This is a genomic window from Frankia sp. RB5, assembly GCF_059816245.1.
The window spans coordinates 52,963-77,592 of the sequence record NZ_JCBATA010000035.1 but is presented as its reverse complement, the minus strand read 5'-3'; the positions used below and the strand labels follow the sequence as shown (position 1 = coordinate 77,592).

The 24,630-nt window shown below is 69.5% G+C and carries 18 protein-coding genes and 3 pseudogenes; 9 read left to right on the top strand and 12 right to left on the bottom strand.

The features are described from left to right. The coding region (locus AC6EXY_RS19190; protein ID WP_499842381.1) for a tetratricopeptide repeat protein at positions 1-2,637 on the bottom strand (2,637 nt) is incomplete at its 3' end. 177 nt (positions 2,638-2,814) lie between these two features. Between AC6EXY_RS19190 and AC6EXY_RS19185 the strand changes: the two genes are divergently transcribed. Beyond that, positions 2,815-3,015 carry a hypothetical protein gene (locus AC6EXY_RS19185; RefSeq protein WP_499817644.1) on the top strand — a complete coding sequence of 67 codons (201 nt, stop codon included), beginning with the start codon at positions 2,815-2,817 and terminating at the stop codon, positions 3,013-3,015. A gap of 85 nt (positions 3,016-3,100) precedes the next feature. Here AC6EXY_RS19185 and AC6EXY_RS19180 read toward each other — a convergent pair whose 3' ends face one another. Further along, positions 3,101-6,106, bottom strand: a complete 3,006-nt coding sequence (locus AC6EXY_RS19180; protein ID WP_499817645.1) for a Tn3 family transposase — start codon at positions 6,104-6,106, stop codon at positions 3,101-3,103. Between the two features lie 98 nt (positions 6,107-6,204). Further along, entirely contained in the window at positions 6,205-6,456 is a 252-nt protein-coding gene (locus AC6EXY_RS19175) for a VOC family protein (protein ID WP_499817646.1), read from the bottom strand. A 107-nt stretch (positions 6,457-6,563) separates the two neighbouring features. On the opposite strand from AC6EXY_RS19175, the gene AC6EXY_RS19170 reads away from it, so the two are divergent. Continuing rightward, a complete protein-coding gene (locus AC6EXY_RS19170; RefSeq protein WP_101834717.1) occupies positions 6,564-6,953 on the top strand; it encodes a YybH family protein in 390 nt (129 codons plus the stop codon). Between the two features lie 623 nt (positions 6,954-7,576). Here the strand turns inward: AC6EXY_RS19170 and AC6EXY_RS19165 are convergent. After that, positions 7,577-8,440, bottom strand: a complete 864-nt coding sequence (locus AC6EXY_RS19165) for a helix-turn-helix transcriptional regulator (protein WP_499817647.1) — start codon at positions 8,438-8,440, stop codon at positions 7,577-7,579. A 122-nt stretch (positions 8,441-8,562) separates the two neighbouring features. On the opposite strand from AC6EXY_RS19165, the gene AC6EXY_RS19160 reads away from it, so the two are divergent. From AC6EXY_RS19160 to AC6EXY_RS19145, 4 genes and pseudogenes are all read left to right on the top strand, one after another. Next, the gene (locus AC6EXY_RS19160) at positions 8,563-9,558 is read left to right on the top strand and encodes an aldo/keto reductase (protein ID WP_499817648.1); all 996 of its coding nucleotides are present in this window, start codon (positions 8,563-8,565) and stop codon (positions 9,556-9,558) included. 72 nt (positions 9,559-9,630) lie between these two features. Beyond that, positions 9,631-9,744, top strand: a pseudogene (locus AC6EXY_RS19155) (HepT-like ribonuclease domain-containing protein); the annotation flags it as partial. Positions 9,745-9,963: 219 nt separating this feature from the next. Further along, positions 9,964-12,321, top strand: a complete 2,358-nt coding sequence (locus AC6EXY_RS19150; RefSeq protein ID WP_499817649.1) for a 2OG-Fe(II) oxygenase — start codon at positions 9,964-9,966, stop codon at positions 12,319-12,321. A 483-nt stretch (positions 12,322-12,804) separates the two neighbouring features. Next, positions 12,805-13,158 (top strand): VOC family protein, encoded by a 354-nt coding sequence (locus tag AC6EXY_RS19145; RefSeq protein ID WP_101834714.1) that lies wholly within the window; start codon positions 12,805-12,807, stop codon positions 13,156-13,158. Between the two features lie 456 nt (positions 13,159-13,614). On the opposite strand, the pseudogene AC6EXY_RS19140 reads toward AC6EXY_RS19145, so the two are convergent. Continuing rightward, positions 13,615-13,855, bottom strand: a pseudogene (locus AC6EXY_RS19140) (flavodoxin); the annotation flags it as partial. Between the two features lie 143 nt (positions 13,856-13,998). Then, positions 13,999-15,186: an MFS transporter gene (locus tag AC6EXY_RS19135; protein WP_101834712.1), complete on the bottom strand. Its 1,188-nt coding sequence runs from the start codon at positions 15,184-15,186 to the stop codon at positions 13,999-14,001. Between the two features lie 668 nt (positions 15,187-15,854). Here AC6EXY_RS19135 and AC6EXY_RS19130 point away from each other — a divergent pair. Beyond that, complete coding sequence (locus tag AC6EXY_RS19130) at positions 15,855-16,994, top strand: transporter substrate-binding domain-containing protein (protein WP_499817650.1); 1,140 nt, start codon at positions 15,855-15,857, stop codon at positions 16,992-16,994. Positions 16,995-17,579: 585 nt separating this feature from the next. Here the strand turns inward: AC6EXY_RS19130 and AC6EXY_RS19125 are convergent. From AC6EXY_RS19125 to AC6EXY_RS19105, 5 genes and pseudogenes are all read right to left on the bottom strand, one after another. After that, positions 17,580-17,822, bottom strand: a pseudogene (locus AC6EXY_RS19125) (flavodoxin); the annotation flags it as partial. A 138-nt stretch (positions 17,823-17,960) separates the two neighbouring features. Beyond that, positions 17,961-19,484 carry an ATP-dependent nuclease gene (locus AC6EXY_RS19120; RefSeq protein WP_499817651.1) on the bottom strand — a complete coding sequence of 508 codons (1,524 nt, stop codon included), beginning with the start codon at positions 19,482-19,484 and terminating at the stop codon, positions 17,961-17,963. 24 nt (positions 19,485-19,508) lie between these two features. Further along, positions 19,509-19,703: a hypothetical protein gene (locus AC6EXY_RS19115; protein ID WP_499817652.1), complete on the bottom strand. Its 195-nt coding sequence runs from the start codon at positions 19,701-19,703 to the stop codon at positions 19,509-19,511. A gap of 454 nt (positions 19,704-20,157) precedes the next feature. Next, positions 20,158-21,096, bottom strand: coding sequence for a ParA family protein (locus AC6EXY_RS19110; protein ID WP_499817653.1), 939 nt, complete (start codon positions 21,094-21,096; stop codon positions 20,158-20,160). Positions 21,097-21,527: 431 nt separating this feature from the next. Then, complete coding sequence (locus AC6EXY_RS19105) at positions 21,528-21,980, bottom strand: flavodoxin family protein (RefSeq protein ID WP_499817654.1); 453 nt, start codon at positions 21,978-21,980, stop codon at positions 21,528-21,530. Positions 21,981-22,227: 247 nt separating this feature from the next. Between AC6EXY_RS19105 and AC6EXY_RS19100 the strand changes: the two genes are divergently transcribed. Then, positions 22,228-22,797 (top strand): TetR/AcrR family transcriptional regulator, encoded by a 570-nt coding sequence (locus AC6EXY_RS19100; RefSeq protein WP_499817655.1) that lies wholly within the window; start codon positions 22,228-22,230, stop codon positions 22,795-22,797. Positions 22,798-22,849: 52 nt separating this feature from the next. Continuing rightward, positions 22,850-23,482 carry a DUF4865 family protein gene (locus tag AC6EXY_RS19095; protein ID WP_499817656.1) on the top strand — a complete coding sequence of 211 codons (633 nt, stop codon included), beginning with the start codon at positions 22,850-22,852 and terminating at the stop codon, positions 23,480-23,482. A gap of 94 nt (positions 23,483-23,576) precedes the next feature. Here AC6EXY_RS19095 and AC6EXY_RS19090 read toward each other — a convergent pair whose 3' ends face one another. Then, positions 23,577-24,572: an aldo/keto reductase gene (locus AC6EXY_RS19090; protein ID WP_499817657.1), complete on the bottom strand. Its 996-nt coding sequence runs from the start codon at positions 24,570-24,572 to the stop codon at positions 23,577-23,579. Between the last annotated feature and the right edge of the window lie 58 nt (positions 24,573-24,630).

Below are 24,630 nucleotides of genomic sequence, written 5' to 3'. Positions count from 1 at the left end.
GTGGGCCAGGTTGTGTCGAGCGTTCATGGTCTCTGGGTGGTCGGGTCCGAGTATTCGCAGCATGTCGGCGAGCAGGGCCTCGAACGCCGCCGCGGCGCCGGCCGGATCGCCCGCCTCCCCCCGCCAGTGGGCCAGGTTGTGTCGAGCGTTCATGGTCTCTGGGTGGTCGGGTCCGAGTATTCGCAGCATGTCGGCGAGCAGGGCCTCGAACGCCGCCGCGGCGCCGGCCGGATCGCCCGCCTCCCCCCGCCAGAGATCCTGGTTCAGCTGAGTAACAAGCGTATCGGGGTGGTCGGGTCCGAGTATTCGCAGCATGTCGGCGAGCAGGGCCTCGAACGCCGCCGCGGCGCCGGCCGGATCGCCCGCCTTCCCCCGCCAGTGGGCCAGGTTGTGTCGAGCAGCGAGAGTGCCAGGGTGGTCAGGTCCGAGTACCCGCAGATGATCGGCGAGCAGGGCCTCGAACGCCGCCGCGGCGCCGGCCGGATCGCCCGCCTCCCCCCGCCAGATGGCCATACTCTGTCCGGTGATCAGCGCGTGAAAATGGTCGGGTCCGAGTACTCGCAGGCGATCGGCGAGCAGGGCCTCGAACGCCGCCGCGGCGCCGGCCGGATCGCCCGCCTCCCCCCGCCAGTGGGCCAGGTTGCTCCGGGTGCTCAGGGTGTTCGGGTGGTCGGGGCCGAGCACCCGCATCTGGTCGGCGAGTAGCGCCTCGAACGCGGCGGCCGCCCCAGCCGCATCCCCCGCTTTTCCCCGGCAAGAGGCCAGGTCGTTCCGGGTGGTCAGTGTGCCCACGTGGTCGGGTCCGAGTACTCGCAGGCGATCGGCGAGCAGGGCCTCGAACGCCGCCGCGGCGCCGGCCGGATCGCCCGCCTCCCCCCGCCAGTGGGCCAGGTTGTGTCGAGCAGCGAGAGTGTCGGAGTGATCGAGGCCGAGCCGGTCGGTCGCGGTTTCGTACAAGTGCTGGTAATAGTCGGCGGCGGCGACGACGAGGCCCGCGTTGCCGCGGCTAGTGCCTGCTTTGAACAGCACCGGGTGCGCGCCGAGGTGCCAAAGTGGGTCGGAAGCGTAAGCGTAGAGGCTGTCGGTGTTGGCCCGCAGGGTTTGGCCGAGGGCGGTGTCGCGTTCCACCTCGGGCCAGGCGGCGAGCAGCGCGTCGGCGACGGCCCGGGCTCGGGTGTCCGCCCGGCTGGTGAGCAGGGTCTCCCGGACGGTGCGTTGGATCAACTGGTGGACCCGGACGACCTGCCCCGAGGATGCGGGGGCATAGTCGATGAGGCTAAGCCGGCGCAAGATGCTCAGTGCGTCCCGTGCCTCGTCCGCGCTGATCTGTTTCGTCGCTCGTCGTCGAGACCATCGGTGGCGGCTCTTTTCCTCTAAGTAGAGGGCACGATGGCCGGCCAGGTACGCCAGGGTCGGAGGCGCGGTTAGCACCGCAGCGGGGATCCCGTTCGGGTCGAGCAGGGCGGCCAGCTCCAGCGTGGGGCGGGCCAGGCCCGCGGGAGGGAGCCCGTTGGCCCGGTCGATCGAGAGCGCCCAAGCCGCAGCCACTGCATGCTCCTGGTCGTCAGGCAAGGCCCAATTGGGTGCCAGCTCGGCCAGGGTCCGGCTGCGGTCGGCGAGGCGGTACCGGTAGGCGGCGCAGTCGAGGTCGGTGTCGAGCAGATACGCGCTGGCCTGGGACAAGGCTAGCGGCAGATAGCCCAGCTCGCTGGCGAGCGCGGCGATCTGGTCGGGGTCGTCCTGCCGGTCGTGGGCGGCCAGTGTCGCGGTGAGGTAGGCGACAGCCTCGACCTCCGTGTACGGGCCGACATCGAGGCGGCGGCGGCCTGGCCCGGTCAGGGCGGCCTCGCGGCGCCGGGTCGTCACCACCACCCGGCCGCCCGGCCGTTCCGGTGGCCACAGGCCGACGATGTCGGCCGGGTCGGCCAGGTCGTCCAGGACGATCAGCCAGCGCCGGTCGGTGCTGGCGAGCCAAACCAGTAGCGCCGCCGCGGCGGTCTGCGGGTCGCCGGGGTCGGCGCCGGCGATCTGTACGGCGGCGTCGGCGTAGCCGGTGAGGATCGCCTCCCGGCTCGACGCCGTCACCCACACCAGCAGATCCACCGTGTGGTCGGCCCAGGCCTGGTGGGCGTAGTCGGCGGCGAGTTGGGTCTTTCCCACCCCACCCATCCCCGCTAGGACCTGGCAGAAGACCGCCGTCTCCCCGTCGCCGACCGCGACGTCGAGCCGGTCGGCCGTAGCGCGGTGTTGGAAGCAGTCCGCCCGACGGGGCACCACCCCCACCAGGCACGGCGGCGCGGATTCCTTCCCAGCTCCTGTGCGCGTGTCCCTGTAGGGCGGGTCGCCTCCGATCTTCTCCAGGTCACGTTGCCTTTCGTGGAGAGCAACGAGGTCCCGGATCTCGGCCAGGGCGAACGTGGCCGCGCCATCGTTGGTAGCGCAGGCCCGAACCCATTTCTCGATCTTCTCGTTCGGCGGCGGGTTGACAATCTTGGCGTTGCGGATCGCGTTGAGCTGGCTGATGCTGTACCCGCACTGCTCGGCGAGCTGCTTATCGGTCAGGCCCGCGTTGTCGCGCAGCCGGCGCAGGATCGCGCAGATCTCCCTGACCGCCAGACTCGGCTCGCTCGCCGACATGGAACCCCCGTTCCTGTTCCGGTGCTCTTCCGGTACCGGAACCCCCGGACAGTCTGCACCAGCGGCACACCGAGCCGGCCGTTCCGGTCACGTTCCGGCGCAACGAGAATCCCGTGTCGGGTGCCCCAGTGTCAGGGCTGTCGCCGATCCGGGCGGCTCGGCTGAAGGAGCACCGGGATGTACACCGACCCGATGACGGTCAAGATCCTCATGGTGGCGCTGTGCGCCACCGCGTCCGTGTGCGTGGCGCTGGTCGCCGGCTACCTGGAGCGGCGCGCCGGCGCCCACCCAGCAGCCGCGGTCCTGCGCGGCGGGACCGCGTTCGCCGGCGCGCTCGGCCTGGGGGTCCTCGTCCTCACCGCACTCGGCGCCCTGTGACCTGCGGCCTCGCTGTTCGCAGGCGAGACGGGCGGTGCCCGGCGGTGGCTGATGCCGAGCGGCCTGCCACGAATTTGTTGGGGGACTACCCGAGAGTGGGCTGCCGCAGCGGCCGGTATCCGTCGGCGTCGAGCTGGGCGAGTTCGCCGTCGATGTCGACGGAGTGGGTGCCGTAGAAGTGCACGTTCTCGTGGTGGGTGGGCCAGATGTGGGCCAGGACCTCGTCGTCGACGGCCTGGCCGTCGCGGCGCAGGGCACCGACGGCCAGGCCGTGGTACTCCGTCGACCAGCACACGATCGCGTTGGTCGCGAGGGTGAGGCACCACATCTGCTCGGTCTGCTGCTCGTGGTGGCGTCGGCGCAGCGCGCCCTCGGCGGCGTAGGCGAGGGACCGGCGCAGGGCGTGCAGGTTCTCGCCTTTGTTCAGCTGCCGGGCGATCCTGCGGCGGTAGGTCTCGTCGGCCAGGTACCGGGCGGCGTACACGGTGCGGCGCAGCGCCCCGTACTCCTTGATCGCCGAGGTGAGGGCGTTCTGCTGCCGTTTGGACGAGCACAGCTTCCCGACGACCAGTGCCGCGGTGGCGTGGCCGCCCTGCACGCTGGCGGCGACGCGCAGCAGGTCGTCCCACGTGGCCGTGATCAGGTCGGTGTTCAGCCGGCGGGTCATCAGGGGCCCGGACCGCGGGTAGCGGGTGAGGAAGTCCTGCCGCGGGCCGGTGCGGTAGAGGGTGATCTTCCCGAGGTCCCGGATCCGGGGTGAGAGCTGTTTGCCGACCAGGTCGAACAGGGCGAAGTTGGCCAGGGTGGCGCCGTGGGTGTCGGTGGCGTGTTCGAACACCGGTAGGTCGGTGGCGTTGCCCAGCAGCCCGTCGAGCACGTAGTGCGACTCCGGCGCGGTGGCCACGATCACCTTGGTGTCGAAGGTGGAGTGCTGGTCGGACACGTGGGTGTAGGTCGACACGCCCTGGCCACGGGCGAAGTACCGCGACAGGTGCCGCGCGGTGATCGACTTGCCCTTGACCGGGAACCGCTGCCCGTCCGAGGACGACAGGGTGCCGGTGCCGAAGGCCTGGGTCAGCGGCAGCCGGTGGTGATAGTTCACCACCGCGGCGTTGGCCGCCTCCAGGGTCTCCGGGCGGAAGTACCACTCGGCGGTCCAGGCGAGCACGTCGTACGGGACGCCGCAGGACTCGGCCATCGCGCCAAGGCCCATGTTCGTCGCCTCGGCGATGATCACATAGAGCAGGTTGCGTTTGAGGTCGGCTGGCCGGTTGACCTTCCCGCCGGCGTGTACGAGATGGTCGGTGAACCCGGTCCTGGCGTCGATCTCCACCAGGACCGAGGCCAGCGGCACGTGGGGAAGCATCCCCGCGAGCTCGGTACGCAGCGAGGCGGCCTCGGCCGGGGTGTCCTCGGCGGTCAACGGCGGGATGATCAGTTCGCCGTCGTCGGTGAGCCGGACCTCGCCGGGGTTGCCCTTGGCCAGCTGGGTCTCCAGGTCCGCCAGCGCGGTGTGCAGCTCGTCGTCGGCCTGGGCAAGCGCGTCGGCGGCGTCGGCCGGCTTGCCGACCAGGTGGCAGAACTCGAGTCTCTGCGGCGCCCACGCCTCGGGGGTGAGCAGGAACGAACCCGGGTCGGCGTACCGGCGTGAGCCCGGCACGTGGATGTCGCCGCAGCGCAGCCCGTCGCGCAGGCCGAGGAGCACGGCCAGCTCCCAGTAGTGGCGGTAGGCGGTGACGTCGCCCGGGTCGGCCAGGTAGCCGGCCCACCTGGTCGGCACGAACCCGGTCGGGGCACCGGGGGGCACCTTGCGGGCACCGGTGGCGTACAGCTCGGCCAGGACCGACACCGCCTGCAGCAGCTGCTCGGTACCCGGCCCGCCGGCGAACCGCACCGCGCCCAGCACGGCCGGGGCGAACTGGCGTAGGTAGGCCATCGAGGCGTCCATCATCGCCAGATGTCCGTGGTCGCGTGGGAGCCGCTCGCGTCGGGCCGCCCACGCCGCCCGCAGCCGGTCCATCCCGATCTGGGAACGAAGCAGCCCACCGATCTGCTCGTCGCCGGTGTCCGGGTCGAGCACGATGGTCAGGATCTCGTCGAGCAGAACCTGCCGGTTCTCCCCACCCTTGGCCCGCTCGGCCAGCGCCTCGTCGACCTTCTGCCTGGCGACGGCCTCCCGCCCGGTGATGGCCTGGTCGAACAGCAACAGCGTCTCGTCGAGCACATCGACGGCCGACTGCGCGATCAGCGTGAGCAGGATCGGGTAGCGCCGCTCCGCCTCTCGTCGCTGCAACGCCTGTCCGGTCAGCCGACGGCCCACCCCTGCCAGGAAACGGCGCCGCTCGGACGGCAGCATCGACAGGTCCAGGGTGTGCGCGTCCAACCGGCGCAGGTAGGCCAGCTTCTCCAACTCGGTCTTCACCGCGGCCGGGCTCGCCGAGGTCGGCCCTACGCCCAGCCACGCGAGGGGCGTGCGGCCGAGGTAGGCATCGGGGACCAGCAGCAGGTCCAGCTCGGCCCGGCGCCGGTCGGTGAGCAGGTGCGCTACCCGCGTCCAGGTCTCCGCCCGTGCCCGCGCCCGGGCGGTGGCGACATGTTCCAGCAGGTGCACCACGCCCGGCCGCACCGCCCGCGACGAGATCAAATACTCGCAGGCCAGGCGGAACAGCAGCTTCGGCCCGTCGTGCTCCATCGCCCTGGCGAACAGGAACTCGTCCAGGTCCTTCCACCCGGTCGTGTCCATCGGCCGCCACCCGGCGTAGGCGACCACCTCACGCAGATGATCCGTTCGGGTCTGCTCCCGCTCCCCATACCCCCGCAGCTCGCCCATCGGCACGCCCAGCCGCTGCGACAGCCGGCCCACCGCGGCGGCCGGCGCCGCCCGCGGATCGTCGGGCACGAACCCCAACCACGGCAGCGTGCAAAGTTGTACGGCCACGCCAAGCACGTTGCGGCTGGTCCGGAACTTGCGCAGGAACGCCACATCAGCCCCGGTCAGGGTGAAGTGGCGGATCAACTCCGTCCGGTTGATCTCCGGGAAGCCCCGAAGCTGCGCCTGCTCCTCCTCCGAGAACACATCCCGGGTCGCCACCCACCCACCGCCCTCACGTCGATCATCACCAAACGGACGCCGAGGCTACGGGCGGGACGAACCGGGATCAATCCTTACCGTTGTTTTTTCGCTGGAAGCTACGGGCGGGCCACGATGCCGCCGCCGTTCTCCTCGACCGCCTTGGCGGCGCCGTCGACGTCGTCGGTCCTGATGCCCACGACGACCTGGCCGTGGATGGGGTGGTCGACCGCCGTCGCGAGGGCGAGTGTGATGGAGCCGCCGTCGAGGGCCGCGTAGTGGGCGCCGTCGCGGAACTTCAGGGTGAAGCCGAGGGTCTCGGTGTAGAACGCGATCGATGCGTCGAGGTCGTCCGTCGACAGGACGACCATGCGTACCTGCTGATCAGGCAGGGAGTGCCAAGCGACGACGACGCGGCCGCCGTGGCCGCACGCGCCCGGTTGACCTGAAGGGTGGTTGAGATTTTAGCGTGTGACGCATGGACGAGATTGATGAGCTCATCATCCGCTACCGAGACGGATTCCTTCGGCTCGACCCGGGGCTGTTGAGCTCGATCTGGGCCGATGAGGACATCCTGTACAGCCCGGCCGAGCTGGCGGATCCGATCACTTCCAAAGCCGACCTCGGCGCATACTACGCCAATGTCGCGCAGTTGTTTCACGACGTCGAGCACATGAATGTCTTCGCCGTCCGCCGCCAACGCCTGAGCGACGACGTGGTCGTCGCCTACTTCGGGTTCCAGTTTCGCGCCCACTTCGTCAGCGGGCCGCTCCAGGCGGTTGCCGGCCGGGCGTCCGTGGTGTTCCGCCGCGACGCCACCGGCTGGCGCGGGGTGCATTATCACGAGTCGCTGACGCCTCGAAGCTAGGCATTGCGCTGCGGCCTACGGCATCCGCCGCACCTACAGTCAACATCGTCCAGCGCGTCGGCGGCGCCCCGTTCTCCGTCGTCATCGCCAGCGACGAACTCGCCCCCTCGTGGTCGCACCCGTTAATTCGTCGGGGGTGGCGGGGGGTGGCGGGTTGAGCCAGGCGGTGGTGTCCCCGAGGTAGAGGCCGCAGGCGCAGTCGAGGGCTTCCTGGGGGGTGCCGGCAAGGCGGCCGCTGGGCAGGATGGCCTCACCTGCGTTGCCGGGAGTCAAAGCCCTGGCATGCGAGATGCCCGCCGTGAGCGGGCGCCGCTGGCCCGCTGGAGCTGCCCTGAGCTGGCCCGCCACGCGGCAGCCAGCGGCATCACCCCCGCGCCGTCGGCGTCTACCGTGCGGCGCTGGCTCGCCGATCCGGATGCGCCTGCATCTGCCGCTCCCGCCTGGCCCCCGCCGGGCCATGCGGGGGCCGAGAGCGAATACCACCGGCAAGGCACCCTGGCCTACCTGGCCGCTTACGATGTCCACCACGCGAGGGTGATGGGCCGGTGCGAGCCGTCCACCGGGATCAAGCGGTGGGGACGCCTGGGTTGCCGGCGACGACGACATCGCGCCGCTCATGCTTGTTACCGCAGGGGCGTTGTCGCCGCGTCGGCGGGGAACTCCTGGGTGCCGAGGACGCGCAGCAGGTCCAGCCGCTCGCGGGTTTCGGCGTCCGCGGGGGTGAGCACCAGCAGACGCTGGCGTTGGTCGGGAGTGACCAGGGTTTCGCAGTCCATCAGCAGGCTTCCTACGCCCGGGCGCAGGAAGGTCTTGCGGTCGGCGCGTCGGACCGCGACCTCGTGCCCCTCCCAGAGGCGGCGGAACTGGGCGCTGGCCGCCTGCAGCCGGTCGAGGAGCCCGGTGACCGTGGGGTCGCCGCAGCGGCGTCCGGCGACCGCCCGCAGGTCCGCGACGAGCTGGCGGGCGTGGTTCTCCTGATCCTCGGGCGGGCAGACGGCGCGGGCAGCGGGGTCGGTGAACCAGCGGTAGGCGACGTAGCGGCGGTCGCCGCGGTGGCCGGTGTGGTCGCCCATCACCAGCAGGGCGGCCCGGTTCTGGGCGAGGGCCTCGCCCAGGTCGGATATCACCAGGGCCGGGGTGTCGCCGAGCAGGTCGAGCATGCGGATCAGGCCGGCGCGGGCCAGACGGGCGACCCCGTCAGCAGGCAGGGGCTGGTGACCGGCCAGGTGGAACAGGTGGTCGCGCTCGTCCTCGGACAGGCGCAACGCCCGGGCCAGTGCCCCGAGCAGCTGGGTCGAGGGCTGGCTGCTGCGGCCCTGCTCCAGGCGGACGACATAGTCCACCGACATGCCGGCAAGCATCGCCACCTCCTCCCGGCGAAGGCCGATGGTGCGGCGGCGGGGGCCGTCGGCGATGCCGACCTCGGCGGGGCGGATCGCCTCCCGGCGGCGGCGCAGGAAGTCGGCCAGCTGCTCACGTTGCACCACCCCATGGTCCCCCGCCCGGGTTGGCCAAGCCAGGGAGCGGCACTCCCACGATGAACGCTCCGCTTCCGCACGTCGCGACCCGGACACAGGGTGGGTGGCAACCGACGACGAGGGAGAACGAGATGCAGACACGAACCCTGGGGAGCACCGGCCCGGTGGTGTCCGGCCTGGGCCTGGGCGCGATGGGCATGTCGGGTGTCTACGGCGAGGCGGACCGCTCGGAGAGCATCGCCACCGTGCACGCCGCTCTGGACGCCGGCGTCACGCTGATCGACACGGGTGACTTCTACGCCATGGGCCACAACGAGCTGCTGCTCGCCGAAGCGCTGCGTGGCCGGGAACGCGACAGCTACCAGTTGAGCGTCAAGTTCGGCATGCTGCGGACCCCGGGCCAGGGCTTCGGCGGCGTCGACGCCCGTCCCGCCGCGGTGAAGAACTTCCTGGCCTACTCGCTGACCCGGCTGGGCACCGACCATATCGACATATACCGTCCTGGCCGCCTGGACCCCGCGGTGCCGATCGAGGACACCGTGGGCGCGATCAAGGAGATGATCGACGCTGGTCATGTGCGCTACCTCGGCCTCTCGGAGGTCGACGCGGCGACTGTCCGCCGGGCGCACGCCGTGCACCCGGTCACCGACCTGCAGATCGAGTACTCGCTGATCTCACGCGCGGTGGAGCGGGACGTTCTGTCCACGCTGCGGGAGCTCGGCGTCGGACTGACCGCGTACGGCGTGCTCAGCCGCGGCCTCATCTCCGGGCACTGGACGGCCGCGCGCGGCGCCAACCCCGGCGACAGTCGCAGCCACAGCCCCCGGTTCTCCGGTGAGAACGTCGAGCACAACCTCGTCCTGGTAGCGGCGCTGCGCCGCGTCGCCGAGGCGAAGGGGTGCACCGTCGCCCAGCTGGCCATCGCCTGGGTGGCCGCCCAGGGCGCGGACATCGTGCCGCTCGTCGGCGCCCGCACCCGGGAGCGGCTGGCCGAGGCGCTACCCGCGATGGACCTCGACCTCACCGCGGACGACCTCGCCGAGATCGAGAAGGCGGTCCCACCGGGCGCGGCCCGCGGTGACCGGTATCCGCCCGCGCACATGGCCGCTCTCGGCGTCGGGAACTGACCGGCGTCGGGAACTGACCGGGGCGGCAGCCTGGGGAGGGCCGGTCCCTCCTGAGCCGCGAACGCGGCTGAACTCGCCCGAAGCTTCGCCCACGGCCAGACCTTCGCCGACTTTCAGGCGAACGCGATGCTCCGCGCCGCAGTCGAGCGCCAGTTCGGGATCATCGGCGAGGCGCTCAGTCAGCTCTCCAACCGCCCCGGAACGGACTCCCTTATTGCGAAAGCCAAGCCTGGCCTTACTCCCCGCGATCGCTCGTCCGACCAGGACGGGACGCTCGACCTACGAGGTCTGGCGCGCCAGTCTGCTACGGCATCAGGCTCGCGGGTGCCGCGGCCGTCGCCTGGGTGGGAGGGGCTAGTTTCATGCCCGACAGCGCGGCGCGCACAGATGCGAGGGAATGCGGCGATGACGACGGTGGCGCGGGACAGGCTCGCGAGGATGCTTCGTGGAGACGTGGCGGACGTGTTCAGCGTTGCCTTGACGGTGAGCACCGACGTGTTGAGCCTCGCGGTCGACGGCGTCGGACCCGTCGCGTTCCCGGTCTCCTCCGCGCGGGCGCAGGAGCTTCTCGGGCTCGGCGAACCCGCGCGGTTTGGCCGTGGCGAGGAGACGCTGACCGACCCGGGCGTCCGCGACACGTGGGAGATCCCGAAGGAGCGCGTCCACGCCAGCTGGGACGACGACGAGCTGAACGACATCCTGACGACGGTGAAGGACGAGCTGGGCCTGCCGATCACCGCCGAGCTCACCGCCGACCTTCATTCCCTGCTGGTGTACGAGCCGGGCCAGTTCTTCCGCGCCCACCAGGACAGCGAGAAGGACGACTTGATGATCGGCACCCTGGTGGTGACGCTGCCGTCCGAGCACACCGGGGGCGAACTGGTCGTTCGTCACCTCGACGAGAAGAACGCCTACCGAGGCTCGACAGCCGGGCTGTCGCTGGTCGCCTTCTACGCCGACTGCCGGCACGAGGTCGCCAGGGTCCGGTCGGGGCACCGGATCGCACTCACCTACAACCTGCTGCTCAGCGGTGACACCGCCCCGTCGGAGGGTGACGAGGGAGCGGCCGGGGAACTGGCCGGATTCCTTCGGGAGCACTTCAGCACGCCCGTTCTCGGCCGCTACGGCGCAGGGCCGTCCGGCCCGCCCAACCGGCTCGTGTACCTCCTGGACCACGAGTACACCCCGCGAGCGCTCGGCTGGCGCAGGCTGAAGGGCGCTGACGCCGCGCGGGGCTCCCTGGTGCGGGCGGCGGCCGAGGTCGCTGGATACGAGGCTGTCCTCGCGCTCGCGGACATCAAGACCACGCACAGCGCGTACGAGGCGGACGACTACTACGGGAACCGAGGCCGGGGCTACCGGGACGACGGTGAGGAGGATGAGGACACTGACGACCCGGCCGACCTCGAGATCCAGGAGCTGATCGAGTCCACGGTCATGCTCACGCACTGGACCGGCCCAGACGGCGACCGGCTGGAGGCGACCTCCCTGGACGTCGGCGAGGACGAGGTGTGCGCGTCCACCGGGACGGACGACTTCGAGCCCTATACGTCGGACTACGAGGGCTACATGGGCAACTGGGGCAACACGCTGGACCGCTGGTACCACCGCGCGGCGATCGTCGTCTGGCCTCGCGAGCAGTCCTTCGCCAACCGCGCCGAGACCTCCCCCGGCTGGGCTCTGGACGCGCTTGCCGAGATGGCACCGACGGACGCCCAGGCGGCCGCGGCGACGCTCGAGCCGTTCTGGGACGGCGCCCTGCGCCTACGGACGGCGGAGGACAGCGCAAGGATCTCCGAGACCTTCGGCAAGGCCCTGCGCACGGCGGACGCCGTGGCGGACGCCGCGACCGCGTCGATGCTGCTGCGCCCGTTCCGCGTCGAGTACCTGACCCCCAGCGACGCCGCGCCCTTCGTGAAGCTCCCCGGCCGGTACGGCCGCCCGTGGACCGAGCAACTGCTGAGGACGTGGACGGGTGTGGGACAGCCACGCTGGACCGTCGGCGGACCAGAACGCGGGCGATGGGTGGCGAACTCGCTTCCCGGGCTGTGCGCGGGGCTGCGCGCAGCACCGGGCGTTGGCGAGATGGCCGCGCGGCTGCTCGTCGACCTCGCGTGGACGTGGCTGCGGGAAGCGATCGACGGAGCAGCCCGGTCGACATCCCCGCGCAGCCGGGACGGCGGGCTCCACGCCCTGGGGGCACCGCTCGCCTCGGTGCTGACGGCCGCCGCCACGACCGGATCGGCGGACACCCGGGACACGGTTCTCGATCACGTCCGGCGGCAGCAGGACGCGGTCACCGCGCTGGAGATGCCCGCGCTGCGCGCCGCGGCGGCGCCGACCGGCGACGACACCAGCCATGAGGCCGGCTTCGGCGACCTCGCAGCGGACTGCGCGGCGCGACTGCGCTCTCGGCTGGCCCTCCCGCGGCGTGCCGCCACGGACTGGTCGATCACGCTGGCCGCGGGCGGCTGCGGGTGCGACCTGTGCGAGACGTTGCGCGGGTTCTTGGCGGACCCGAGCCGCCGCACACTCGACTGGCCGCTCGCCGAGCAGCGCAGGCGGCACGTCCATTCCCGGATCGACGCCGCAGAACTGCCCGTCAGCCATGTCACCCGCCGGCAGGGCCGCCCTTACACGCTCGTTCTCCAGAAGACCGACGCGCTCTTCACCGACGAGCTGACCCAGCGGGCCAGGGATCAGGAGGATCTGGACTGGCTGGTTGCCGAATGGCACCTGGCGCCCGCCCCGCGGACCCCCTGACCTCCATCCGTCGATTCCGGATTCCGGTCACGCGGGTACGGCTACATCGGCTGGCTCGCCGGCCCGGTCCTCATCGGCGTCCTGTCCGACCTGATCGGCCTGCACGCCGCTCGCCACCACGACCGTGCACCTGACCCCGAGCAAGCGGCCGGTGGATCTGGCGCCAAGGCACGTATGTGTGGCAGCGGGTAGCTCCGAGGAGGCACGGGGAAGCGGTGCCGGGCTTCCAGCGTCGTCAGAGGAGTCCTTCGAGGTCGAAGGCCGTCAGTGGCGGGATGGCGTGGACGCCGACGCGATGCCTGCTCGGATGCATGGCCAGGAGGCCGCGGACCGAAACTCGCCTTCGCCGCTGCTGGCGTGATGTACGTCATTGCTGTACGAACGACGGGCGGGAAGGTGCCGGCGCGCCGCGGTGCCCGCCCGTCCGAGTCCGGTACTGACCCAGCCACAGGCCGGTACTGGCCCAGCCACAGGGAGGAACCCGTGAGCGACCAGCAGGTACGCATGGTCGTCCTGTCGACGGACGACCTCGACGCATCGATCGCGTTCTACACCGAGACCCTCGGCTTCACCCTGAAGTTCCGCGACGGCGCCCACTACGCGGCCCTCGACGGCGGCTCCATCACACTCGCCCTCGCGACGGCGGTCGACCACCCCATCCACGGCCAGGTCGTCGTGGGCATCAGGACCGACGACGTCGACGGCGCCGCCAAGGCGGTCGAGGAGAACGGCGGCGGCATCGTGAAGGGCCCCTACGACGACGCGCACGAGCGCCGCGCCGTCGTCTACGACAACAAGGGCAACGGCCTGGTCTTCTACAAGCCTCTCGCACGCTGACGCACCTGTCGCGCCCCGGCGCCGAGCTGTCGGGTGAGGCGCCGTCGGAACCCGGGAGGCGCCGCGCGCCAGCGAAAGCCTCACGCAGCACAACGACCGTCCACCGGGAACCCGCCGCCACAGGTATTCGCGTGTTTGGGGTGGTTGCCGAGACCACCGGACGCTTCATGTAGCGGAACTTGGCCCTGGGGAGGTCGTGTTTCGCCGCTGGTACGACATATTTCTGCGATCGGTGTCCCGGCCCGAGCACTACTGCGAGTAGCCAGAGCCGGCCCGTGTCGAGCATACTTACCGCCCGAGCTGCACCTCCCGCCATGTCGCTCTTGCAGTTCACGTATAGGGCGTAGGTCCGGCCGACAGTCACGTCGAGGCGCGGATAGTAGATCTAGCCACAGAACATAAGGAGGGTCGCGTACGTCGCGCGGTCACGCTGGGTTCCATACCGACGCGCCCGAGTCAATCGGGCATCAGGCTGGCCGAAACTGTGGCGCCGAGCTCCCAACAGGCCTCGCGTACAGCGGCGGGCGACCTCGCCAATGGCCGACAGCGGCTCCCGAAGGCGCTTCCATCTCAGCCCGGTGGTGATGGTCTCGACGCTGCGGATCGCGCCGGTCGTGTCGCTGTTGCCATGGACATACAGGGCATACGGCCGACCGATGGTTGCTTCCAAGCAAGGGTAATAGGCTTGGTCAAAGAACTTGCAGAAAGTTGCATACCTGGCACGATCACGCTGCGTGCCCACAAGATCAGGCCGCCTGACGCGACATGTCGACCGGGCCATGATCAGCTTCAGGTGCTTCCCATCCCCCCTTGAGCCTCGCCCATGAGAGTGTCCGAGCCTCATGTGCGGTCTGCGGCGCGGGGCAGGCGTAGCAGGCCGAATCCGAGGCCAGCCGCGAGTGCCGCGGCGGCGCCGGCGAGCAGGGGCACCCGCACGCCATGGGCGTCGAGCAGCGCTCCGCCGGCCGCCGCGCCCGCCGTGATCGCGACCTGGAACGCCGTCACCTGAAGCGACACCGCGGACTCGACGCGGTCCGGCTCGACTCTGGTCACCCACAGCTGGGTGGCCACCGGCACCATGTTGAACGCGAAACCCCACAGCACGATCCCGAACGCGAGCGGGGCGGGCGAGCCCGCGCCGGCGGTGACCAGCAGGCTCACCCCCAACAAGACCGGCGCCCCGGCCGCCAGCAGCCGCAGCCTCGCGGCGAGCGCGCCGGCGATGACGTTGCCCACCATCCCGCCAACTCCCCAGGCGACGAGCAGCCATGTCGTCTGGGGAGCACTCACCCGCTCGATCGCGAGCCGGATGTACGGGTAGCTGGCGAAGTTCCCGAACGCGGTGAACCCGACGCATCCGATTCCCGCCATGAGTTGCCGGTTCCCGACAGCCTGCCGCAGCATCGGCAGACCAGCGAAGGGATGAGCCGGCACGGACGGCAACATGCACGCCAACCAGGCCGCGGCCAGGACGCAGACCGCCGCGGCACCGGCGAACGCGGCCCGCCACCCGACACCGTTACCGAGCAGCGCGGCGACCGGGACCCCCAGCGCCGTCGCGAGGCTCACCCCGAACGCGAGCGAGGCCGACACGACGCGCGACCGGCCGGGAACCACGGTCACACCCACGCCGAAGGCGAACGACCAGAAGCCCGCGAGCGCGACGCCGAGCACGAACCGGCCCACCAGCAGGACGGCGAAGTCCGGGGCGACCGCCACCGCGATGTTCGCGACCGCGCCGACGGCCAGCAGCGCGACGAGCGCCACCCGCCGGTCGGTCCGCGGCAGCAGCAGCGCGATGCTGGGCGCGGTCAGGGCACCGGCGATCGCGGTGACCGCGATCGCCAGACCGGCGACACCGTCGCTGACGCCAATGTCGGCGGCCATCGTCGGCAGCACGCCGGCCGGCAGGAACTCGCTCGTCACCAGCACCGTCGTCCCCGACGCGAGGGCGGCGACCGGCAGCCAGCCTGTCGCCGGGGGGCTGGCCTCGCCGGTCGGTGACGACAGCGCGCTCTGACTGCACATGGGCCCAACCTGCAGTACGGCCGACCGCCGGGCGTCGTCACGTGATGCTTCCCGTAGTCCCGCCGTTTCGCCTCCCGCACGGATTCAGCTACGCCTGCACCATCGGCAGGGCAGCTTTCCCCTTCCAGTCGACGAGCTGCACGATCACACCGCCGGGGTCGCGAACCCGCGCGCACGTCAGGCGGTCACGCTACGTTTCCACGACTGGCGCGCCGGATACTCAGCGCCTGGCCGTGTCATCCCCTGGCTCACATCCGACGCCGCATTCTGGTCCCACGGATCCTGGCCGACCCCGGCTGTGGCCTGTGCCAAGCCTGAGGTGGTCGTGGACGACCTCAGCATCTGTCGTGGTGAGAACCACGTAGAACCACGGGGACTCGTCGTAGCGGATGGCGGTGCCTGCACAGCAGCGGGCCCCGGGGCATCCCAGGATAGCCCATCACCCGGGCAACCGTAGGTATCTCCGGGAGAGGGCGGCAGTCCGGTAATGATGCGCCGCGGCCGATCACCATGCCGGAATCTCGCGGACGTCTCCGGCGAAAGATGTCAGCGTGTCGCGACCCGGACAGAAGCTGGACAGACAAATTCGTCCCTATGCAGACTCGCTCGGCAATGGACTTAGTTCGGTGCACCGTTCGACCTTGACCCACGCGGTAGGGGGCTTGGACATGGCTTTGTTCAGGGGGCAGCGCCCGGCGCGGCACGCGCTGATCTGGCTCCTTCTCCTCACGGCATTCCTGGCGCTGGCGCTGCCCGAGGCGCCGGCCCGGGCGGCCACGCCTGCGGCGCCCGGCAGCGCGACGGCCACCGGCACGTCCGGAAGCACGATCACGGTCGGCATCAAGGAGCTCGACCCGTTCGTCGGCAAGGACGGTGCCGGCCAGAACTCCGGATTCAGCATCGACCTGTGGAACGACATCGCCCGGCGCAACGGCTGGAACACGAAGTTCGTCTGGTACGACAGCGTGCAGCATCTCGTCGACGCGGCCAGGGACAACCAGATCGACGCGGCGATCTCCGGGATTTCGATCACTGCCGACCGGGAGGCGGAAGTCGATTTCTCCTACCCGATGTTCGATGCCGGGCTGCAGATCCTCACCAACGACTCACCCGCCGGGCTCGATGTCTCCCACCAGCTTTCGAACTTCCTCTCCCCCGCCACCGGACGCTATCTCGTGGCGCTGCTGTTCATGCTGGTCCTCGCCGGTGCCATCACCTCAGCCGTGACCAGGACCAGCAGCAGACAACGCTGGCACCGGCGGATGGGTGACGGGATGTTCCGGGCTGCCGCCATCGGCCTCGCCGGCGACCTGGGCAGTCCGCAGCGGCCGGTCGTAAAAATCGTCACGCTGGCCTGGCTCATCGCCGGGCTCGTGTTCGTCTCCCTGTTCACCGCGTCCATCACGACCCAGCTCACCGTGAAATCCATCCGGACGGGCATCACCGGGGTCTCCGACCTGCCCGGAAAGCGGGTGGTGACCGTCCGCGGCTCCACCGCCGACAGCTACCTGCGCCGCCACGACATCTCGCCCCGCACCGTGGCGTCGATCGACGCCGCCTACCCGTTGCTGCGAAACGGCGACGCGGACGCCATCGTCTACGATTCACCCGTCCTGCAGCACCACATTGACGTCGCGGCCGGGCAGAAAGAGACCCTCGCGGCGGCGGTCTTCGACCCGGAGGAGTACGGCATCGCCTTCCCCACCGGCAGCACCCTGCGAAAGAAGGTCAATGCCGCCATCCTGCAGATGCACGCTGACGACACCTACGACAAACTCCGCGACCGCTATTTTGACAGCCATTCCTGACACCTCTGACACCGGTCGGCGGCATCGACGGGGAAGGGTGGTTCCGATGCAGGGAAGTCCCCGGCCTCCGTCGTGTTCAAAACCCGCCAGACCGGTCTCGAAAGGATCACTGGCTCGCGTGCCGACCAACCGGTACCCGCTGGACGACGACCTGATGACCTATTCATGCATGACGCGTCAATGCTCCGGCGGAGGTCCGCAGAGCGGGGGGATGACGTGCCCGGTGCGATCTCGGCGATGGTCGGGAGTAACCGTGCACGGCGCCCGGAGGCGCACGAAACCTACCGAGGGCCGGGCAGGTATGGCTGGGCGACAAGTACTGGCCGAAACCCCTTCCCCGTCGCACCGATCGCCTTCGAGAGCCCATCAGAAGGGCCGGATCATAGAGGTCTGCGAGAGACGACCGCGTAGGAAGTGCCCAAGACTCTCTCGGCAACCACTCGCTGAGCGCTACCGGTCACATCAGTCAGTTTGGCGGGTTTCCAACTGAACGCGGACCAGCAGCCCGCGGTTCCTGTACTCTCCGCGATTCACCCATCCGGCCAAGGCGGGACGCTCGACCTACGGGGTGGGGCTGCCAGTCGGTTACGGCATCAGGCTCGCGGCGGTAGCGGCACCCAGTTCCCAGCAGGCCTCACGATCCTTCGCGTCCAGCGCGCCGATCACCGTGACCGGCTCCCGCAAGCGCTTCCACGTCAGGCCCGTGGCGATCGTCTCCACGCTTCGGACCGCGCCCGTGGTGTCAGAGCCGCCGTGGACGTACAGGGCATACGGCCGACCGATCGTGGCTTCCAAGCAAGGGTAATAGGCTTGATCAAAGAACTTGCGGAAAGTGGGATGCGTCGAGCGGATACGTAGCGTGCCGCCACCCTTGATCTCCGCACCATCCCTGGCATGACCTGCCCATCACTCGCCCGCCTCACCGCACACTGCCGAGTCACCGAAGAGCGGAAAGCGCCCCCGGAGTCAGCCCAGCAGGTGCAGGCGCTCCGCGAGCGGCGACAGCAGAGCGTCAATATCCTCGGGCCAGTGTTCGGCCCAGAGCGACAGAAAGGCGCCTTCTACCACGAGCAACTGGCCGCCGATCTCGTCGGCTATCTGGTTGAACACCCCATGACGATCCCGGTTCCGGCGGGCGGCACTCTCCACCGCCGCACGTACTTCGGACGCGCTGCCGCCCGGTAACTGCATCGCCCGGGTCAGATCATCGAGGAGGTCGTTCAGCCTGGCGACGACGGTGTCAAAGACATACCCCTCCGGGTGCGCGTCCCCGGGAAACGCCACAGCGTCGACGACATCTGCGCACCTCTCTCGCTTATCACCATCGACGATACACACGGACGGGTAGGGGACGGTATTGCTCAACCTGTGCCAACGGTGGAGGTTCAACGCGGTGTCCGCCCCCTCCGCAGCGCAGATCTCCACCGCTGTGGTGTCCGATCGCCCGCCCTGCCACCAGCGTAGCGCGGTCCGCGTCATCTCCTGCCCGAATCGGTCCTCGACGTAGATGACAAGGCGCACCGAAACCCGGCCGGTGAGCGTACGGAGCGTGCGGACATCGACCTTCCCCTGCACCAGTCGGCCGTCGTAAGCCACCCAGATAGCAGCCGGCGGAAGATGCTCCAGCGCATCATTCGAATGCGTGGTGAAGATGACCTGGATTCCTCTTTTCCGAGCCGCGAAAAGCAGGTACTCTACAAGGCTAGCGGTTGCTGCGGGATGCAGGCCGTTCTCAATCTCCTCGATCAGGACAAGAGATTCGTCCGGAGCGGTTTCGATACCGTTCACGACGCGGGCGACGCTGGCTTCACCAGCACCGAAGTGAAATTCGGAGTACCGTTCGCCGTTCGGACCGCACGCAGCCAGCATCGCCAGATCCGCGCTGCCCTCCGGATAGACCATTACGTATTCCGCGGATGGCCGGCCAAGGATTCTACTGACCTCTCGGGAGAGGTCCGGTCCCGGGGACGTCTCGCGGCCCGCGGCGAAGGTTCCGCTGATGAAGCGGGCGAAGCTCTTCCGCTCACTGGCCGGCACGGTCCGATCCACCCCGAACCGCACGACCGGGCGGCCCACAGCCCGACCGCGGTCCCATCGCTGGGACGAGAACGTCGCCGTCCGGTAGGTGACGTGCTTCGCCTTGCCGTCAATCAGCTGATAGCCGATCTTCCACTCTTTCATGCCGGCGTCGTAGGAACCACTACGAGGGAATACCTTGTGTATCTCGATATCGCGGTGCACCAACGCCGCAGCGCCCAGAACCGTGCTCTTGCCACCGCCGTTGGGGCCGATGACGGCCGTCACCGGGAAATCGAAGGTGATTTTCTGTCCGACGAATCCCCGTAGCCTTTCCAGGTGCATCTCCAGAAGGTAGTATCGGTATCCCCGTTTCTCGACCCGGGTGGCGAGATTACTCACGTCGCTGTCGCGGAACTCGCTTCGCAGCCCAGATGGCCGGCGCACCTGCTCATGGCGGGATTGTTTCCTCATGCCCACTCGCTCCGGGACGGCGGATCAGCCGCGGGCCCGGCCGATGGCGTCATGGCTGAGCCGGAATCCAAGGGTGTCCTCCACGATGCTATCGGCAATGTCCTGCCGAGTGGCCCTGCTCAGCGTCACGATGTTGAAGGCAGTGGCGATGCCGCGCAGCTGCTCCTTGGTGATACGGTCGGCGGTGAGGAAGTCGTTCGCATCCTGGCGGTTCGCCATAGCTCCCAACCGCGCGCGCAGATCGGCCGGAGTAAGGGCCAGCGCCCTCGGCGTCGACTTTCTTCTGGTGCCCCCGGGCGCCCTGGGCGTCCCGGTCTTCCTGCGCTTCCTATGCTTCCCGGCCGCTCCGGACGGCTCGGCCGCGCTGGCAACTCCCGGCATCCGCGGGGCCGCGGCTGCCGACACCTCTGGTTGCGGCAGGTCCGACGCTGGCGGCATAGCCGGCTCAAACGTCGTGTCCAGCTCCGGCCTCGTACCCGGCTCTGGCGCCCGGTCCGGAACCACTGGCGGCGGTTCGGTCGGTACCGGTGCCGGCGGACCTAGTGGTTCTGCCCTCCCAACCTCCAGCGCGAGACGCGCCCTGCCGTCGGCCAGATCCGCGCACTGCGCTGGGCTCAGCGAGCGTAGGAAGGCGGTCAGGCGCTCAAGTACAACGGTCACGGTACCTAGGGCGTCAGGCACGTTTTCCCCACAGGCTTGCCATGAATTCCTGCGAAAGATGCTGCAACTCGCGAGCTGCGCCGCGGCGCGCACCAGAGCCGAGGACGGCCGGCCGACGCTGTGCGCTGGCCTCGCCAAAGGTCGTCTTGTTCTCGCTGATCTTTGTCTCGAACGACCGCAGACTTAGCGACTCCACTCGCCGCACCGGCTCGTCGCTGACTGAGATGAGTTTCAGGTTGCGGCTCTGTGCCATGGTGAACACAACGCCGAGAAATTCCGCTCGAGCCTTGCCAGCCGACTTGACTGTTCCAGCGGAAGCGTCCAGTTGCCAGTTGTACTCCCGCTTCAGCTCTTGCACCCGGTGCACGAGCGCGGAAATACCGTAGGTGGACAGGTGGTCGGGACGGGTGGGAACCAGAATGAAGTCGCTCGCGATGACCGCTGCCCGGGTAAGCATTCCAAATGCGGGTGAGCAGTCCAGGACAACAAGATCATAGCGCGATATCGGCCCGGATCGCAGGCAGGCACCGAGACGACTGTGCACCTCGACGTAGACCTCGGCACGCCCGCTGGCGCAGTTCTTGCAGCCGGCCTCGGCTGCGAGAGTCAGCTCCAGATCGACCAGACCTCCATCCGCCGGGATGAGACCGAGCTCGCCGCGCTTTTTCGCGACGTCGGCACGCACCGTGGTTGGCTGCAGCACGAGCCGGGCGAGATCGGCGCCCAGCGTTCCGGCTGCGGAATGTTCGAGCCAGCGCCGGATGGTCGGACTATCGGACATCTCTGGCTGCCAGCCGTCCGGCGAAAAGAAGCTGTAGGTCAGACTGGCTTGCGGGTCGAGGTCTATGAGCAGCACCTTCTTCCCCGACAACGCTGCGGCCGTCCCGAGGTTTGCCGCCAACGTGGTCTTCCCCACACCGCCCTTACTGTTCAAGAAGGAGACGATCTTCACCGTACCCCCAGCTCCCACTTGGTTAAGTGACATGCGTGTACACCACGAACCAAGGGGTAACAGTAACCCACCGGGACACTATTGTCAGCAAAGTTGAATATCTCATCCACTTCCGTGACGACCCGACTTGCGTCAAGGTTTGATGATCTTGCTTATTGCGAGGTGTGAGCTGGGGTTTTGGTTAATGGGCGCGCACTCATCGAGGTGACGGGCGTGGTTTGACCTGTCGAAGCATGACCCTTATGTACGTTATGTGAAGACGGCGTCGTAGCTGCGGGCGGCGCAGACCGTGTACTCGCAGCATCGAGAGTCGCGGGAGATCGAGCGGATCAGGTCGGCGCACACCGAAGTGGATCCCCCTGGTCACAGACATGTCATGTTCCACGATGGACAGCGAATCCGGTGCGCACGGCAGCCATGCGACCCGCCCGCTACAGAATCAGGCTCGCGGCCACGGTAGCCCCCAGCTCCCAGCACGCCTCTCGATCATTCGCGTCCAGGGTGCCGAGCACCGTCACCGGCTCATGCAACCGCTTCCACTTCAGACCGGTGGCGATCGTCTCCACGCTCCGGACCGCGCCCGTGGTGTCGGAACCACCGTGGACGTACAGGGCGTACGGCCGGCCGACGGTGGCCTCGAGCACGGGGTAGTAGATCTGGTCGAAGAAGTGCTTCAGAGCCCCTGACATGTAGCCGATGTTGGCCGGCGTCCCGAGCAGGTAGCCGTCGGCGGCCAGCACATCAACTGCGGTGGCCGCCAGGGCCGGGCGTACCACGACCTCCACGCCCTCGATCGCCTCGTCCCTGGCACCAGCGAGCACGGCCTCCAACATCGCCTGCATGGACGGTGACGGGGTGTGGTGGACGATCAGCAGGGTCGGCATCGGGCCTGATGCTATTGCCTCGGCCTGGCGCCGTGAGCCCACCCGACGTTTCAGTGCCGATCAGGCCACGCGATCAGTTGTCCACCAGGGAGAAGGTGCTCGTTCCAGAGAGAACACGCCCCGGGGGGCGAGGCGGCGACCGGGAATCGTTGCACCGTGTCGGTGGCGGGGTGGTAGACGATCCGCTCGCACCCCACGCCCCGCCGCCGCTGTACATACCAGTAGGTACACTATTCAGGTGAGCACGGTGGATCGTCTTGTCGAAAGCACGCGCGAACTGTTGTGGGAGCGTGGCTATGTCGGCACGAGCCCCCGGGCCATCCAGCAGCGTGCGGGGGCCGGGCAGGGCAGCATGTACCACCACTTCAGCGGCAAGCCGGAGCTGGCGCTGGCCGCGATCACCCGCACCGCGGGCGAGCTGCGCGCCGAGGCCGAGAGGCAGTTCGCCGCGCCCGGCACGGCCGTCGAACGCATCACCGCCTACCTGCGCCGCGAGCGCGACGTGCTGCGCGGCTGCCCGATCGGCCGGCTCACCCAGGATCCGGACGTGATGGCCGACCCGGCGCTGCGCCGGCCCGTCGAGGAGACCTTCACCTGGCTGCGCACCCGCCTCGCCGCGGTCCTCACCGAGGGGCGTGATCGCGGCGAGCTGGACGCGGCGCTCGATCCGTCGGCGACGGCGTCCACCATCGTCGCGGTCCTGCAGGGCGGCTACGTCCTGGCCCGCGCGCAGAACTCCCCCGCCGCGTTCACCGAGGCCGTCGACGGCGCGCTCGGCCTGCTGTCCACGGCTTCCCGCACCCCGCAGTCCGGATAGCCCGCCCGGCGAGCAGGTCCATCCCACGGCACGACCGAGAGGACGACCGTCGATGTACGCGAAGCAGTACGAGATCACCCTGCCCGCCGACTACAACATGGAGATCATCCGGCGGCGGGTGGCCGGGTCCGGATCCGCCCTCGACGACCGCGCTGGCCTGGGGCTCAAGGCGTACCTCATCCAGGAACGTGGCGTCGCCGGTGCGTCCGTCAACCAGTACGCTCCGTTCTACCTGTGGACGGACATCGGTGCGATGGGACGGTTCCTCGTCGGCGGGGCCGGCTTCCAGAACATCATCCGCGACTTCGGGCGCCCGGCGGTCCACCACTGGATGGGCGTGGCCGCCGTGGCCGGCCCGGCCCGCACCGCCACCCCGAGGGCCGCGTCCCGCCTGGTCGCCGCGCTGCCCGCCAACCAGGCCCGCCTGACCCACCCGACCGACGGCGGCGAGGACGACGACCAGACGAGCCGGGTGGCGGCGGAGATCGAGCGCCTCACGAACCTGGCCCGCCACGAGGACGTGCACACCGCGGTGCTCGCGCTCGATCCCCGGCACTGGCAGCTCGTCCGGTTCGTCCTGTGGCGCGACGGCGCGTCAGTGGACGCGGAGGCCACCGAGACCTACGAGGTCCTGCACCTGTCCGCGCCGCACCTGCCCGACCTGCCCCGCGGCCGCGCCTGGTAGGCCGGCCGACGGTCACCCGCCGAGGGGGGAGCCGCCGGCCGGTCCAGCCGCGCCGCACGGTCCGGCCGGCGGTCGCCGTATGAGGCGGCCTTCGCTACCAGGCGAAGTGCTCGGGTGCCGTCCGGTAGCCGGGGAAGATCTCGTCCAGCCGGGCGAGCGCCTTGTCGTCCAGGGTGACATCGAGGGCCCGGACGGCATCGTCCAGCTGCTGGGAGATGCGCGGGCCGACGATCGGCGCGGTGACGGCCGGCTGGTGCAGCAGCCAGGCGAGCGCGACGTCGCCGGGCTCCTGGCCGAGCTCGGCGGCGAAGTCCTCGAAGGCCCCGATCTGGGTGCGATGGGCCTCCAGGGCCTGCGCGGCGCGGCCCTCGACCCGCCGCCTGCCCTCGCGCTCCTTGCGCAGGACGCCGCCGAGCAGACCGCTGTGCAGCGGAGACCACGGCAGCAGGCCCACGCCGTAGTGCCGCGCGGCGGGCAGCACCTCCAGCTCGATCTCGCGGGTGAGCAGGTTGTAGATCGGCTGCTCGCTGACCAGGCCGAACGTGCCGCGCTGGGCGGCGGCGGCCTGCGCGGCGGCGATGTGCCAGCCGGCGAAGTTGCTGCTGCCGACGTAGAGGATCTTGCCGGCCGTGACGGCGACGTCGATGGCCTGCCAGATCTCGTCCCATGGGGTGGCGCGGTCGACGTGGTGGAACTGGTAGAGATCGATGTGGTCGGTCTGCAGGCGGGTCAGGCTCGCGTCCAGGGCACGGCGGATGTTGAGTGCCGACAGCCTGCCCTCGTTGGGCCACTCCCCCATCGGGCTGTAGACCTTCGTCGCCAGCACCGTGCGCTCCCGGCGCCCGCCGCCCTGCGCGAACCAGCGGCCGATGATCGACTCGGTGTAGCCCTTCCCCTCGCCCTGGCCCGACACGCCGGCCGAGTGCAGGCCGTAGGCGTTGGCCGTGTCGAAGAAGTTGATGCCGTACCCGTGCGCCGCGTCCATGATCGCGTGGGAGTCGGCCTCGCTGGTCAGCGGACCGAAGTTCATCGTGCCGAGGCACAGCCGCGAGACGGACAGACCGGAACGGCCGAGCTGGGTGAACTGCATCGTCGGCGGGGTCCTCTCGATAAGACAGACGGGTGGAGCACCGGCACCCCCGAGTCTC

What these genes read in the sequence shown, in the direction of transcription:
- AC6EXY_RS19120 (WP_499817651.1), bottom strand. Translation starts at nt 19,484, where the DNA reads ATGAGGAAACAATCCCGCCATGAGCAGGTGCGCCGGCCATCTGGGCTG.
- AC6EXY_RS19150 (WP_499817649.1), top strand. Translation starts at nt 9,964, where the DNA reads ATGACGACGGTGGCGCGGGACAGGCTCGCGAGGATGCTTCGTGGAGAC.
- AC6EXY_RS19090 (WP_499817657.1), bottom strand. Translation starts at nt 24,572, where the DNA reads ATGCAGTTCACCCAGCTCGGCCGTTCCGGTCTGTCCGTCTCGCGGCTG.
- AC6EXY_RS19115 (WP_499817652.1), bottom strand. Translation starts at nt 19,703, where the DNA reads ATGGCGAACCGCCAGGATGCGAACGACTTCCTCACCGCCGACCGTATC.
- AC6EXY_RS19175 (WP_499817646.1), bottom strand. Translation starts at nt 6,456, where the DNA reads ATGGTCGTCCTGTCGACGGACGACCTCGACGCATCGATCGCGTTCTAC.
- AC6EXY_RS19160 (WP_499817648.1), top strand. Translation starts at nt 8,563, where the DNA reads ATGCAGACACGAACCCTGGGGAGCACCGGCCCGGTGGTGTCCGGCCTG.
- AC6EXY_RS19170 (WP_101834717.1), top strand. Translation starts at nt 6,564, where the DNA reads ATGGACGAGATTGATGAGCTCATCATCCGCTACCGAGACGGATTCCTT.
- AC6EXY_RS19135 (WP_101834712.1), bottom strand. Translation starts at nt 15,186, where the DNA reads ATGTGCAGTCAGAGCGCGCTGTCGTCACCGACCGGCGAGGCCAGCCCC.
- AC6EXY_RS19185 (WP_499817644.1), top strand. Translation starts at nt 2,815, where the DNA reads ATGTACACCGACCCGATGACGGTCAAGATCCTCATGGTGGCGCTGTGC.
- AC6EXY_RS19105 (WP_499817654.1), bottom strand. Translation starts at nt 21,980, where the DNA reads ATGCCGACCCTGCTGATCGTCCACCACACCCCGTCACCGTCCATGCAG.
- AC6EXY_RS19130 (WP_499817650.1), top strand. Translation starts at nt 15,855, where the DNA reads ATGGCTTTGTTCAGGGGGCAGCGCCCGGCGCGGCACGCGCTGATCTGG.
- AC6EXY_RS19095 (WP_499817656.1), top strand. Translation starts at nt 22,850, where the DNA reads ATGTACGCGAAGCAGTACGAGATCACCCTGCCCGCCGACTACAACATG.